A 13,069-nucleotide genomic window follows, 5' to 3' on the forward strand; every position below is an offset into this window, starting at 1 on the left:
TCAGCCGGCGTCCTCTTCGCTCTTTTCTTCGTCCCCCTTCAGCTCGCCGAGCAGCTCGTGGAAATCCTTGGCCTCACGGAAATTGCGATAGACCGAGGCGAAGCGCACATAGGCGACATCGTCGAGCGATTTCAACGCATCCATGACCAGCCGGCCGACCTCGCCCGAGGCCACTTCCGTTTCGCCGGAGCTTTCCAGTTGGCGCACGATCCCGGTCACCGCGCGATCGATGCGCTCGGGGTCGACATTGCGCTTGCGCACCGCGATCTCGACCGAGCGCAACAGCTTGTCGCGGTCGAACGGCACTTTTCGTCCCGACTTCTTGACCACGACGAGGTCGCGCAACTGCACGCGCTCGAACGTCGTGAAACGGCCGCCGCAATCGGGGCAGACACGCCGCCGGCGGATCGCCGCGCCATCCTCGGCGGGGCGCGAATCCTTCACCTGCGTATCTTCGGACTGGCAATAGGGACAGCGCATGGAGAGCCTTGGGTTCGCGAATCTGGTGGGGTGAAAGGCTTAGAACCTTTCCGGTGCGGATTGAAGCAGTTCCGCTTTTCCACGGCCTGCCGTACCTCAGAGATAGCGAGGCGCGAGGAAGATTGCCAGCACGGCAAGCAGTTGCGCCGGCCAGCCCGCTATGGCGCCACGTCCTTGGTTGGAAAGCCACAAGACGCGCCGAGATTGCGATAGGCCTTTGTAAAACCGTCCATCGGAATGCTGGCGACAGCCTGCTTGCCGAAAGCCACATCGAGCGAGGTAACCTGGCGCATGGCCCGCAGCAGCGCAAGACTGGTCTTGGCCTGGTTGTCGACCGTCCAGCTCGGACGGCCGTTGACGGCGTCATTGGAATAGACAGTCGTCGAAACCTTGACGCCGGGATCGCCGAAAGTCGCCGCGATCTTCTTGCCGGTTAGCAGGCTCTTGTTGTCGATGGTGATCAAGATTGCCGGATAAGCATCGGGCGGCAGCGCGTCGCCGGTCGAGATTGACAATGTCAGCGTGCCCGAATTGCCACTCGCATCGAAGAACGCCGTGGAGGCCGCGCAGGTCTTGTGCGCGTCCTGGCCGGTGTCGAGCGTATCGACCATGGTCGTCCACCGGCCGAAAGTGCTTGTGGCAGGCATGTCCGCGGAGGGCTGCGTCTGCGCCAAAACGGGGCCGCAGGCGGCCAGCCAACCGAAGGCGCCGAGAGAAGCAAGACAGAAATTGCGCATCATCAATTCTCCGGTTCGATGCGTCACCCGATCAGGGGTGACGCGATGCCGGTGGATAAAAGATGACGCTTCGCGCCCGGTCAACCGAGATAAGGAATCAACCGAGATAGGGATAGAGGGGGAATCGATCGGTCAATGCGACGACCTTGGCCTTGACCGCCGCCTCGACCGCGGCATTGCCTTCGTCGGAATTGGCGACCTTGAGCCCATCCAGCACCTCGGCGATCAGCTTGCCGATCTCGCGGAACTCGGCCTGGCCGAAGCCGCGCGTGGTGCCCGCGGGCGTGCCGAGCCGCACGCCAGAGGTAACGAAGGGCTTCTCCGGATCGAAGGGGATGCCGTTCTTGTTGCAGGTGATGTTGGCGCGGCCAAGGGCCGCCTCGGCGCGCTTGCCGGTGGCGTTCTTAGGCCTGAGATCAACCAGCATCAGGTGGTTGTCGGTGCCGCCGGAGACGATGTCGAGGCCCGTTTCCTTGAGGCTGGAGGCAAGCGCCTTGGCGTTGGCGGCCACGCTTTCGGCATAGACCTTGAAGCTCGGCTTCAACGCTTCGCCGAAGGCCACCGCCTTGGCGGCGATGACATGCATCAGCGGTCCGCCCTGCAGGCCGGGGAACACCGCCGAGTTCATCTTCTTGGCGATATCCTCGTCATTGCACAGGATCATGCCGCCGCGCGGGCCGCGCAGCGATTTGTGCGTGGTGGTCGTCACCACATGGGCGTGCGGCAGGGGCGAGGGATGCACACCGCCGGCAACGAGGCCCGCAATGTGCGCCATGTCGACCATCAGATAGGCGCCGACGGCGTCGGCGATCTCGCGAAAACGCTTCCAGTCCCAGATGCGCGAATAGGCTGTGCCGCCGGCCAGGATCAGCTTCGGCTTGGTCTCGTGCGCGGTCTTTTCGATGGCGTCCATGTCAAGCAGATGGTCGTCCTTGCGCACGCCATAGGAGACGACCTTGAACCACTTGCCGCTCATGTTGACCGGCGAGCCATGGGTGAGATGTCCGCCGGAATTGAGGTCGAGGCCCATGAAAGTGTCGCCGGGCTGCAGCAGCGCCAGGAACACCGCCTGGTTCATCTGGCTGCCGGAATTCGGCTGGACGTTGGCGAAGTTACAACCGAACAGTTTTTTCGCACGCTCGATGGCCAGTTCCTCGGCCACGTCGACGAACTGGCAGCCGCCATAGTAGCGCTTGCCCGGATAGCCCTCGGCATATTTGTTGGTCATGATCGACCCCTGCGCCTCGAGCACGGCGCGCGAGACGATGTTTTCGGAGGCGATCAGTTCGATCTCGTGGCGCTGGCGACCGAGCTCGTTGCGGATGGCGCCGAAGATCTCCGGATCGGCATCTTCCAAAGTGGTTTCGAAGAAGGATTCGAATTTGTTGGACGCCGCCGCTGCTGTTGCCATGGCCTGAGTTCCCCTAGGGTTGGAAGGGCAAATTCGTGCACGCCGTCGTCCCGAACCACTCAACGGCCTTGGGCGACATGCATTGCGTTCGCCGGGCCATTAACACAGTTGTTTTGGGCTCGCCACGTTTGCAGCGCGAAATTTGCTGGCCGGTTTGCGCCAACAGATCGCGGCGGATCGCTATTTCCTGTCCCGCCGCTGCTTCAACAAGGCCTCGGTCAAGGTGATTTCAGAAAACAGCGCGCGCATCGTGTGATCGTTGATCTCCTGGCTGCGGAACATGGCGCGCAGCGCTGCACGCTCGGCTTCGATGCCGGCCGCCCTGAGTTCCAGTTCCAGCCTGCCGGCCTCGCGAGCCTCGGCGCGGGCCTCGTCGGCTTCGTCCGAAGCCGCGATGCGTCTACGGTAGCCTGCCACGATGCTGTCGGCGACGGCCAGCCGGGCCTGGACCGCCTCGCCCTCGCCTGCCTCGTTGGCGATGCTCTCGATCCTGGCGATCGCCGCATTGGCGGCGCCCACGCGCGCCCGGCGCTCTTCCGCCGCCGCCGGATCCTTGCCCGGCTCGACCAGCCCCCGCGCTATCCTGGGCAAGGCAAGGCTGGCGATCAGAAGCGAGCAGATGATGACGCCGGCGGCAAGGAAGATCACCACATCGCGTGCCGGAAAGGGAGAGCCGTCCTGCAAAGCGAGCGGCAATGACAGGATGCCCGCCAATGTGATGGCGCCGCGCACGCCGGCCACGGAGCCGGCAAGCCGGACGCGAAATCCGAACGGCTCGGCCTCGCGTTTGCCGATGCGCGCCGCGATCGCCTGGGCGATGTCGCCGACCCAGATCCACAGGAAGCGCAGTCCGATCAGGCAGAGCGTCAGGATCAGCACCGTCGCCACCGGCTCGATCAGCCAATGACGGCTGGACAGTTCCGGTGGGACCTTGCGGATGATGTCGGGAAGCTGCAGGCCGAGCAGGATGAACAGAGCGCCATTGAAGACGAAGGTGAGCGTCGCCCAAAGCGACAGGGTCTGCATGCGCGCCGACACGCCGAGGAAGCGGTACATGCCGGAAGCCCCGGTCAGCAGGCCGGCGGTGACCGCCGCCAGGATGCCCGAGGCGCCGACATGCTCGGCGCCGAGATAGGCGACGAAAGGCAGCAGGATCATGACGAGAACCTGCGCCTCGGCCGGCACGCCGCCGATGCGGTTGAGCAGTTGCAGCGCCTTGGCGGCGATGAACAGCGCCGCGACACCGGCCAGGATGCCGGCGGCGACGGCGTAGAGGAAGCTGAGCGAGGCTCCCGCGAAGGAGAAGCTGCCGGTCAATGCCGCCGCCACCGCAAAGCGGAACATGACCAGGCCCGACGCGTCGTTGAGCAGCGACTCGCCCTCCAATATGTGCATCAGCCGGGACGGAACCACATTCCTGTCGACGATCGCGGACACCGCCACGGCGTCGGTCGGCGACAGCACGGCAGCCAGCGCGAATGCGACGACGAGCGGAATGCTCGGCACCAGCCAATGCAAGGCATAGCCGAAGCCGACAATGGTGAAGAAGACGAGCCCGACGGCGAGATCGAGTATGGGTCCGCGCAAGGCGACGAGTTCGCGCTTGGGCGCCGCGAAGGCGTCGCCGAACAGGAGCGGCGGGATGAACACCAGCAGAAAAAGCTCCGGATCTATCTCGACATGCAGGCCCTTGGCCGGCCAGGCAAGGGCCGCGCCGATGGCGATCTGCAGCACCGGCAGCGGCACCCGAACCAGCCGGACGAGCGCGCCCGACAGCGCAACGAAGACGAGCACGACGAGAATGAAGATGGCGACGTCCATGGCACGATCCCGGCTGTTTGCCGACCACCGCCAATCGCCTGAGCTTCGTCCAGCCGGTCGAATGAGTGGATCTGACGGCGTCCGCAACAAAAAAGCCGCCCCTGAGAGCGGCTTTTTGGAAAAAATATCAGCTCGTTACAGCGAAGACGTGATCTGCAGTTCGCTGTTGCCGTCGAGCGCATAGACGTCGTCGCGGAACTGGACGACGCCGGGTCCTGTCGACCAGGCAGAGAGATAGAGGAAATGCACCGGCACCGGGTTGGTGACCTGGATCGGCGTGTTCTGGCCGGTCTTGATGGCCGCCTCGAAATGCTGGCGATCCCAGCCGGGCGTGTCGCGAAGGATCCAGGTGACGAGATCGCGCACGTTCTGGACACGCACGCAGCCCGAGGAATCGAAGCGCATCATCTTGCCGAACAGGCTCTGCTGCGGCGTGTCGTGCATGTAGACGCCGTCCGGGCTCGGGAAATTGATCTTGACCGACGCCATGGCGTTTTCCGAACCGGGATCCTGGCGGAAACGGTACTTGGCCGCATCGTCCGTCGACCAGTCCACATTCATCGGATCGACTTCGCTGCCATCGGGCGCGAACAGGCGGATATGGCTGTTCTTGAGATAATCGGGATCCTTCCGCATCAACGGAATGATGTCCTTGCGTACAATCGAGACCGGGGCGTTCCAGTACGGATTGACGATGATCTCGTTGATCTTGGAATTGACGATCGGCGTCTGGCGATCGATCTTGCCGACGATCGCGGTGTGGCGAAGCACGACGCGGTCGTTCTCGACCGCTTCGATCTGCGCCGCCGGAATGTCGACCAGCACATAACGGCTGCCCAGCGTGCCGGCCTTTTCCTTCAGCCGCTGCAGATTGGTCTGCAACTGGCCGAGCCGGATCTGCGCCGAAACGTTCATCGCGGCGTAGGTGTATTTGCCCATCGAGCCGTCAGCCGGCAGGCCGTGGCGCAACTGGAAGCGCTTGACCGCCGAATCGACGTAAGAATCGAAAGCCGTCGAAATGCCGGCGCTCTGCGACAGGTCGCCCGCAACCATCAGGCGCTTGCGCAGCGGCACCACGTCCGGGTCATCGACGCCGAGTTGCAGCTTCTTGGTTGCGGGAACGTCCGTCCAACCGCCCTGCCCGACAATGTTCTGATACTGCGCGACCGCCTGCTCGGTGAAGGCGACGGTCTGGGGACTGAAGATGGGCAGCGTCGAGGCCACCTTGCCGCCTTCGCTGGCGCGGGCATCGAACTGATCGTCCCAGTTGCCGCGGGCCGAGGATTTCAGGATATCCCCGATCACATCCTGCGCATTCGCACGCCCAGCCATCACGGCGGCGGCGAGCGCGGAGGCTCCGGAAAGGAAAAAGCGGCGGCTGGTTCTCATGGACGTTCCAGACATTCTTGTAGCGGTTCGATCACTTGCTGCGTCGACCATCGCGCGATCTCGCCCGCACTCTAAAATCGGCAATCTTAACAATTAGCCAACCATGGTCCGTATCACATTGGCGACCAAGGCAAGGGGCGCGACACGGTTGCGGGTGGACGCATGGTCTTCACCACAGCATCACTGCCGCTCTCGGTTCCATTGGAATATGGCGGCAACGTGGCCTTGGCCCGTAATTTGCTTTGGCCGAACGCGCGAAAAGAAAAGACCGGTGCTTTTCGGCACCGGCCCTGACTGGAGGTCGCTGTTTCGGCCACGCTTCTGCGGCGGGGCTCCGTTTCCAGGATGCTCTTACATCCGGTAGGCAATCGTGTCGTTCCAGAAGCGGTCGAGGCGCTGCAAAGCGCGGTTCATCTGCTTGAACTCGTCGGTGTTGATGCCGCCGACCTGTTCGATCGAGCCGACATGGCGCTCATAGAGACCGGCAACCACGTCTGCCACTTCATTGCCTTTCGGCGTCAGCGAGACACGGACCGAACGGCGGTCGATGCGCGAGCGCTGGTGATTGATGAAGCCGAGATCGACCAGCTTCTTCAGATTGTAGGAAACGTTGGAGCCGAGATAATAGCCACGCGAGCGCAGTTCGCCGGCGGTCAGCTCGGAATTGCCGATGTTGAAGAGCAGCAGCGCCTGGATGGCGTTGATGTCGGAGCGGCCGTTGCGGTCGAATTCGTCCTTGATGACATCAAGCAGACGGCGGTGCAGGCGCTCGACCAGCTGCAGCGATTCCATGTACAGGGAACGGATAGCCTCGCGGCGATCGTCGGAAACGTTGGCGGTCTTCGCCGCCGGACGCGAATTGATCATTGTCTTTGCCTCTCGTTTGTCGCCTTGGTGATTTTTTGTTTTTCACCTTGATCGCGACACTATCGAATACTCATAAAATTCGACTTAAACGCTAGGGCTAACAAGAGCTTACCGGTAAGAGGTTTCGCAAGACGCTTAACGAACGGTCACCCGAGCAAGGATGATTAACCTAAAGATTTAGGCAATGATCGCCGCGCCGGATTCAGGCGGTCGCCAGGTCGTCAACGCGTACAAGGGCTTGCAGCGTGTCGCGGCGAACAGGATTCGCCCGACCTGCCGCAGGCTTCTGATTTTATGCATGTCGTTGTCCCGCAACCGAGGACACTTCGGGGCGACATGCATTAGTGCCGTGCCGGTCGTTTCTGCAGGTAGATGACGACGCGAAAGACGATATAGAGCAGCGCCACGCAGGCATGCGAGACGATAATCAGCAGACGATGGCCGAAAAGCTCGGGAAAGCCGGCATACATGACCGTCTCCGTGACCGCGCAGATGAACCAGATCACCGGACCCCAGGACGCCAGCATCCACAACCCCGCCGCGGCGAAGGGAAAGAACACGGCGAGCATCACCGCCGCCACCTGCCAATGCACCGGCATAAGGTCGAACCGCCACAGCGAGCCCGGATAGAAGCCGATCAGCTTGATCCAGTAGAGGATGCCGAACAGCAGGCAGTAGCCCGCGATGACGCGCTGGAACCAGGCGAAGATCACCTCGACCGTCGAGGGCTGCAGGATGACGCGTCTCGATGTCACTTCGCTCACAGCTCGAGCTCCCGATCGCCGAGCGGGGCAAAATAGGCCTCGACATCCGCCTCGCTAACCGCATCGATCGCTGCCGGCCGCCATTGCGGCTTCGAGCCCTTGTCGATGATGGCGGCACGGATGCCTTCGTAGAAATCGTGGCCGGCCAGCATCCGGTTCAGGATGCGGAACTCCATCCTCATGCAGTCGTCCATCGACAATGTCTGCCCGGCGCTGATCTGTCGCCAGGCGACGCGAAGGCTGGTCGGCGAGCGCGTGCGGATCGTTGCCAGCGTCCCGGTGGCGAATTCGTCATTGCCCGCGCGGTCCAGGCTGTCGATCAGATCCGGCAGCGACGGTTGGGCGAAATGGCGGGAGATCGCCTCCAGGATCGGCCTGTCGGTCTCCCGCTTGGCCGAGACAAAGAAACCGCGCAGCACCGATTCCGGATCGTCCGTCAGCGCCAGCCGATCGAGGAAGCTTGCCTGGTCTTCAGCCTTGATGGTGTGGGTGGCCAGCCCCGACCACAGCGCATCGCCATAACGAATGCGGTTCCCGGTCAGCGCCAGGTACATGCCGAAGGAACCGCCAAGGTCGGGCAGCAGATGACTGGCGCCGACATCCGGGAAAAAGCCGATGCCGACCTCCGGCATGGCGAACTGGGCATTCTCGGTCATCACCCGGTGCGAACCGTGGAAGGAAATGCCGACCCCGCCGCCCATCACGATACCGTCGATGAGCGCCACATAGGGCTTCTTGAAACGCGCGATGTAGGCGTTGAGGCGATACTCGTCGGCGAAAAATTCGACCGGTGGGTTTCCAGCCCGGCCGGCTTCGTAGATGTGCAGGATGTCGCCCCCGGCCGAAAACGCCCTGCCCTCGGCCTTGACCACGACGACATCCACACCCTCGTCGCGCTCCCAAGACCGCAGGGCCTTGCCCAGCGCCTTGATCATGCGATGGGTGACGGCGTTGAGCGCCTGCGGCCGCGTCAGCGTGACGACCCCGGCCCTGCCCAACCTTTCGAAGCGAATTTCGTCGCCTCCACCAAAATCCATCGCCAGAGAATCCTTGTTCCCGCGCCTGCGGGACTGAAGTGCTAAAGGCGGCACATGGGTGCGTCAATGGCTGCAGCTTGGCCGCCTCGATCTTGGCGGCTAGCGGTCGCCGATGCTAGACATTGGTGGCCGGTACGACAGGCCGAGAGCAGGATAGTTAGCCATGCCGCAATTTTTGCGCTTTGCCTTTGTTCTGAGTTGCCTGCCGTTTTTGTGGGCAACCAATGTCCCCGCGGGGGCAGCCGACCTTGGCGACCTTTACCACTCGCAGACCATTGTCACCGGCCAGGGTGAAGAAAATCGTCAGCTCGGCTTCAGGACCTGCCTCGACAAGGTGCTCGTCCGTGTTTCGGGCGATCAGCGGCTGCTTGCCAGACGCGAAATGGACGCGCTGCGCGACAAGGCCGGCAGCTTTGTCGACTGGTTCCGCTACCATGACCGGATGGAGGGCATTCCGATCCATGACGAGCAAGGGACGCATGACCGGCCGCACGATCTCACCTGCTTCTACAAGCCTGATGTGATCGACAGGCTGCTGGCGTCGCTCGGCAGCAGGCCCTGGCTTGGCGAGCGGCCGACACTCACCGTCTTCCTCACGACCGAACAAGGCGCGCGGCATTTCATGCTGAGCGCCGAGGAAGGGCGTGGCGAGACGATGCGCGAATCCTTCGTCAATGCCAGCGGGCCGATGCTGATGCATGTCGCGCTTCCCAAGGCCGCGCAACTTGCCGGCTTGGGCGAAGAAGCGCTGCGCGCGACGGACATGGCAAGGCTGGATCGAGTGGCGAAGCAAGCCGGAGGCGACCGAGCGCTCGCCGGCAGCATCGTGTGGAGCGACAAGGAACTGGGCTGGGTCGCCGATTGGCGACTGGCCGACCACGGCAAGACCTATCGTTGGCAGGTGCGCGGTGTCAGCTTCGACGACGCGTTCCGTGTGGCAATCGGAGGCGCGGCACAGATCCTTTCGGGCAACGGGCAGCCCTGAACCAATAGGCGTGGCGGGACAGCGCTGTGGCAGCTTTCGGCGCTGGCACAAACGTGTCGCATTGGTCAGCACAAGGGCTCGTGGTAAAAGCCGCGGATCCGGAGTTTTGGCCATGAACAAATTCACCCCAGCAAAAGCTGCCGGCACGCGCAGCGTCGATGACGTCACCGGCAGCCGCCGCCTGCGCCGCATGCGCAAGGCCGACTGGTCGCGCCGGCTCGTGCAGGAGAACAGGCTTTCGGTCGACGACCTGATCTGGCCGATCTTCGTCGTCGAGGGCAGGAATGTCCGAGAGCCGATTGCCGCCATGCCCGGCGTCTTCCGGCTTTCGGTCGACCTTGCCGTCAAGGAGGCCGAACGGGCGGCCAAGCTCGGCATCCCGGCCCTTGCCACCTTCCCCAACGTCGATCTCGGCCTGCGCGACCAGACGGGTTCCCACATCCTCGACCCTGAAAACATCATCAACCGCGCCACACGCGCCATCAAAGACGCGGTACCCGAGATCGGCATCATCACAGACGCCGCACTCGACCCGTTCACGAGCCATGGCCATGACGGCATCCTGCGCGATGGCATCATCGTCAATGACGAGACCGTCGAACAGGTCGCGGCGGCGGCCGTCATCCAGGCGGCGGCCGGCGCCGACATCATCGCGCCGTCCGACATGATGGACGGCCGTATCGGCGCCATCCGCGACGCGCTCGACGCCAACGGTTTCCAGGACGTGGCGATCATGTCCTACGCCACAAAGTTCGCGTCGGCCTTTTACGGCCCCTATCGCGAGGCGGTCGGCACCGCCGGTCTGCTCAAGGGCGACAAGAAGACCTATTATATCGACCACGCCAATTCGGACGAGGCGGTGCGCGAGGCCGAACAGGACCTCGCCGAGGGCGCAGACATGCTGATGGTCAAGCCCGGCCTGCCCTATCTCGACATCATCCGCCGGCTGAAGGACGAATTCCAGATGCCGACCTTCGCCTACCAGGTCTCGGGCGAATATTCGATGATCAAGGCGGCTGATTCCAATGGCTGGATCGATGGAGAGAAGGCGATGCTGGAATCGTTGCTCGCCTTCAAGCGCGCCGGCTGCGACGGCATCCTGACCTATTTCGCACCCGAAGTGGCTGTGATGCTGAAGGGGTAGCCCGACTTCCCGGGCAAGGCACTTCAGTAGATGTCACCACTCTTTCGACTGGTCGGCGGTTCTATCGAAAACCCGCTGACAAAAACTGGCGGCTGCAGCTATGATGGGAGCGGCCGGCAGCCCGCACCTCGGCCAAGAGGTATGGCGAACGCCTCCTGAGGATGCTTCCTGACCCGTTTCACCGTCGGGCGAAGGTGTCGGCATTGCGGGCACTGACAAAGGCTTCGCCGTGACCCGAAGAAACGGACATGCTTGCCTATCGCGATGCCAAGACGATGGCGAAAGCCATGCGGGAGGCGCTTGCCGCCCGCGACCTGCCGATCAGGCACAGCGAGGCCCTTGAGATCGTCGCGCGCCACTGACCGGCCAATGAGGCGGCGACCGTAGCTTGGCGGCAAGATTCGGAAATACCTTTTTTCCGCCTCGAAAACCGCTTGCAATTCAAGATCAGTTTGATAGAAGAAACCACTTGCAAAATACAACCGGTTCTCAAGGAGGAGGTCCTCATGTCCAAACTTCGCGTCAACGCTTTCAGCCTGTCGCTTGACGGCTATGGCGCCGGTCCCGATCAGAGCCTTGAAAATCCGCTCGGTGTCGGCGGACCGGCCCTGCACAAATGGGCTTTCAGCACTCGCACCTTCCGCAAGATGTTTGGCCAGGAAGGCGGCGAGACAGGCGTTGACGAAGACTTTGCGGCGCGCAGCTTCGAGAATGTCGGCGCCTGGATCCTCGGCCGCAACATGTTCGGGCCGATCCGGGGCGAGTGGCCTGACGACAGCTGGAAGGGTTGGTGGGGCGACAATCCGCCCTATCACGTCCCGACCTTCGTGCTGACTCATTACAAGCGCGATCCCATCGTGATGGAAGGCGGCACGACTTTTTATTTCGTAACCGACGGCATCCATTCGGCTCTCGAACAGGCCAAAGCCGCCGCGTCAGGCAAGGATGTGCGGGTCGGCGGCGGCGTCTCCACCATCCGGCAGTATCTGCAGGAAAAGCTGATCGACGAGATGCACCTGGCGATCTCGCCGGTGCTGCTTGGCAGAGGCGAGAACCTTTTTGCGGGCCTCGACATGCTGAATCTGGGCTACCAGTGCGGCGAACAGGTGGCGACGGCACTGGCCACGCACGTGGTGATCAAGCGGGCGTAAGGTGGCGAAACCCTCGACGAAAGCCCATTTCTCCCCGTCACTATACGGGGAGAAATGTCCGGCAGGACAATGAGGGGCGGCGCTAGCGCTAGAAGATTGCGCTGTCGAGCATGTCCGATGGCAATGTGTCAGCAGAAGAAGATAGCGCGCGCGGGGGTTTATCCGGGCTCAATTGTCAAAGCCAGCGCCGCCCCTCATTGTCCTGCCCGGCACCTTCTCCCCGTATAGTGACGGGGAGAAGGACAAACTCTCGCTCAATACTTCTCCGGCACGTAAAGCTCGCGCGGCAGCACCTGGCGCTCGTATTCCGGGTTGAAGACGCGCTCCGGCAGCGTGATCTCCTCGTGCGGGACCTCTTCATACGGCAGCTGCTTGAGCAGATGGTCGATGCAGTTCAGCCGCGCGCGCTTCTTGTCGTTACCCTCGACGATGAACCAGGGCGCCTCGGGAATGTTGGTGCGGGCGAAGGTCTCCTCTTTGGCCTTGGTGTAGTGTTCCCAGCGCACCCGCGACTGCAGGTCCATCGGCGACAGCTTCCACTGTTTCATCGGGTCGTGGATCCGCATCAGGAAGCGCATTTGCTGTTCCTCGTCGGTGATCGAGAACCAATATTTGACCACGGTGATGCCCGAGCGCACCAGCATGCGCTCGAACTCCGGCACGTCATGGAAGAACTCCTCGACCTGCTCGGGGCTGGCAAAACCCATTACCCGTTCGACGCCGGAGCGGTTGTACCAGGAGCGGTCGAGCAAAACGATCTCGCCGCCTGCCGGCAAATGCGGGACATAGCGCTGGAAATACCATTGCGACTTCTCGCGTTCGGTCGGAGCCGGAAGCGCCACGACGCGGCAGATACGCGGATTGAGCCGCTGTGTGATGCGCTTGATGACGCCGCCCTTGCCAGCGGAGTCGCGGCCCTCGAATATCACCACCAGTTTCTTCTTGTGGTAGGCGACCCAGGATTGCAGCTTGATCAATTCGGACTGGAGGCTGATCAGGTCGCGAAAATACTGCATGCGATCGATCGAAGGCGGATGCGAGTTCTTGTAGATCTTGGCGATCTCCATCGAGAGGGCCGGCTCCGACATTTCGAGCTCATAGTCCTCGTCGAGCGTGTCGGCGAGCTCGGCTTCAAGCCAGTCCTTGGCAGGGGAATTCTGTTTCAGCTCGGTCATATCAACTGCTCCGCTTGCAAGCCCTGTCGGTTACCACTGGGCGCTCCAATTGCTGGCCAATGGAAACACCTGAGCCGACTTCAATATAGGCCGGCAGTGACGGTTTTA

12 protein-coding genes and 1 pseudogene are annotated in these 13,069 nt (G+C 62.4%); 4 read left to right on the forward strand and 9 right to left on the reverse strand.

Annotated elements, in window-relative coordinates; translation table 11 throughout:
* The 8 genes from nrdR to FJ943_RS08925 form a co-directional block, all read right to left on the reverse strand.
* Positions 1 to 480: a transcriptional regulator NrdR gene (nrdR, locus tag FJ943_RS08890; protein ID WP_015318247.1), complete on the reverse strand. Its 480-nt coding sequence runs from the start codon at positions 478 to 480 to the stop codon at positions 1 to 3.
* 158 nt (positions 481 to 638) lie between these two features.
* The gene (locus tag FJ943_RS08895) at positions 639 to 1,217 is read right to left on the reverse strand and encodes a hypothetical protein (protein ID WP_181174531.1); all 579 of its coding nucleotides are present in this window, start codon (positions 1,215 to 1,217) and stop codon (positions 639 to 641) included.
* Between the two features lie 97 nt (positions 1,218 to 1,314).
* Positions 1,315 to 2,628, reverse strand: coding sequence for a serine hydroxymethyltransferase (gene glyA, locus FJ943_RS08900; protein WP_015318249.1), 1,314 nt, complete (start codon positions 2,626 to 2,628; stop codon positions 1,315 to 1,317).
* Positions 2,629 to 2,808: 180 nt separating this feature from the next.
* Positions 2,809 to 4,449, reverse strand: coding sequence for a Na+/H+ antiporter (locus FJ943_RS08905; protein ID WP_140720777.1), 1,641 nt, complete (start codon positions 4,447 to 4,449; stop codon positions 2,809 to 2,811).
* 135 nt (positions 4,450 to 4,584) lie between these two features.
* A complete protein-coding gene (locus FJ943_RS08910; RefSeq protein WP_015318251.1) occupies positions 4,585 to 5,838 on the reverse strand; it encodes a murein L,D-transpeptidase in 1,254 nt (417 codons plus the stop codon).
* Positions 5,839 to 6,189: 351 nt separating this feature from the next.
* Positions 6,190 to 6,705 (reverse strand): winged helix DNA-binding protein, encoded by a 516-nt coding sequence (locus FJ943_RS08915; protein ID WP_013896002.1) that lies wholly within the window; start codon positions 6,703 to 6,705, stop codon positions 6,190 to 6,192.
* A 341-nt stretch (positions 6,706 to 7,046) separates the two neighbouring features.
* Positions 7,047 to 7,469, reverse strand: coding sequence for a DUF6163 family protein (locus tag FJ943_RS08920; RefSeq protein ID WP_015318253.1), 423 nt, complete (start codon positions 7,467 to 7,469; stop codon positions 7,047 to 7,049).
* Positions 7,466 to 8,506 (reverse strand): enoyl-CoA hydratase/isomerase family protein, encoded by a 1,041-nt coding sequence (locus tag FJ943_RS08925; RefSeq protein WP_140720779.1) that lies wholly within the window; start codon positions 8,504 to 8,506, stop codon positions 7,466 to 7,468. The genes FJ943_RS08920 and FJ943_RS08925 overlap by 4 nt, the downstream gene beginning before the upstream one ends.
* 163 nt (positions 8,507 to 8,669) lie before the next feature.
* On the opposite strand from FJ943_RS08925, the gene FJ943_RS08930 reads away from it, so the two are divergent.
* The 4 genes and pseudogenes from FJ943_RS08930 (at position 8,670) to FJ943_RS08945 (ending at position 11,786) form a co-directional block, all read left to right on the forward strand.
* Entirely contained in the window at positions 8,670 to 9,491 is an 822-nt protein-coding gene (locus FJ943_RS08930) for a DUF2066 domain-containing protein (RefSeq protein ID WP_140720781.1), read from the forward strand.
* Between the two features lie 112 nt (positions 9,492 to 9,603).
* Complete coding sequence (gene hemB, locus FJ943_RS08935; protein ID WP_140617064.1) at positions 9,604 to 10,635, forward strand: porphobilinogen synthase; 1,032 nt, start codon at positions 9,604 to 9,606, stop codon at positions 10,633 to 10,635.
* A gap of 248 nt (positions 10,636 to 10,883) precedes the next feature.
* Positions 10,884 to 10,991: pseudogene (locus FJ943_RS29915) on the forward strand (glyoxalase superfamily protein); the annotation flags it as partial.
* Positions 10,992 to 11,141: 150 nt separating this feature from the next.
* Complete coding sequence (locus FJ943_RS08945) at positions 11,142 to 11,786, forward strand: dihydrofolate reductase family protein (protein WP_140720783.1); 645 nt, start codon at positions 11,142 to 11,144, stop codon at positions 11,784 to 11,786.
* Between the two features lie 254 nt (positions 11,787 to 12,040).
* Here FJ943_RS08945 and ppk2 read toward each other — a convergent pair whose 3' ends face one another.
* Positions 12,041 to 12,961 carry a polyphosphate kinase 2 gene (ppk2, locus tag FJ943_RS08950; protein ID WP_015318259.1) on the reverse strand — a complete coding sequence of 307 codons (921 nt, stop codon included), beginning with the start codon at positions 12,959 to 12,961 and terminating at the stop codon, positions 12,041 to 12,043.
* Positions 12,962 to 13,069 lie beyond the last annotated feature (108 nt).

Origin of the sequence: Mesorhizobium sp. B2-3-10 (genome assembly GCF_006442275.1) — a bacterium.
In the GTDB taxonomy this organism is placed as follows: domain Bacteria; phylum Pseudomonadota; class Alphaproteobacteria; order Rhizobiales; family Rhizobiaceae; genus Mesorhizobium; species Mesorhizobium australicum.

Bases quoted from the DNA above. Each gene is read 5' to 3' on its own strand.
- nrdR (WP_015318247.1), bottom strand. From the start codon at position 480: ATGCGCTGTCCCTATTGCCAGTCCGAAGATACGCAGGTGAAGGATTCG.
- FJ943_RS08895 (WP_181174531.1), bottom strand. From the start codon at position 1,217: ATGCGCAATTTCTGTCTTGCTTCTCTCGGCGCCTTCGGTTGGCTGGCC.
- glyA (WP_015318249.1), bottom strand. From the start codon at position 2,628: ATGGCAACAGCAGCGGCGGCGTCCAACAAATTCGAATCCTTCTTCGAA.
- FJ943_RS08905 (WP_140720777.1), bottom strand. From the start codon at position 4,449: ATGGACGTCGCCATCTTCATTCTCGTCGTGCTCGTCTTCGTTGCGCTG.
- FJ943_RS08910 (WP_015318251.1), bottom strand. From the start codon at position 5,838: ATGAGAACCAGCCGCCGCTTTTTCCTTTCCGGAGCCTCCGCGCTCGCC.
- FJ943_RS08915 (WP_013896002.1), bottom strand. From the start codon at position 6,705: ATGATCAATTCGCGTCCGGCGGCGAAGACCGCCAACGTTTCCGACGAT.
- FJ943_RS08925 (WP_140720779.1), bottom strand. From the start codon at position 8,506: ATGGATTTTGGTGGAGGCGACGAAATTCGCTTCGAAAGGTTGGGCAGG.
- FJ943_RS08930 (WP_140720781.1), top strand. From the start codon at position 8,670: ATGCCGCAATTTTTGCGCTTTGCCTTTGTTCTGAGTTGCCTGCCGTTT.
- hemB (WP_140617064.1), top strand. From the start codon at position 9,604: ATGAACAAATTCACCCCAGCAAAAGCTGCCGGCACGCGCAGCGTCGAT.
- FJ943_RS08945 (WP_140720783.1), top strand. From the start codon at position 11,142: ATGTCCAAACTTCGCGTCAACGCTTTCAGCCTGTCGCTTGACGGCTAT.
- ppk2 (WP_015318259.1), bottom strand. From the start codon at position 12,961: ATGACCGAGCTGAAACAGAATTCCCCTGCCAAGGACTGGCTTGAAGCC.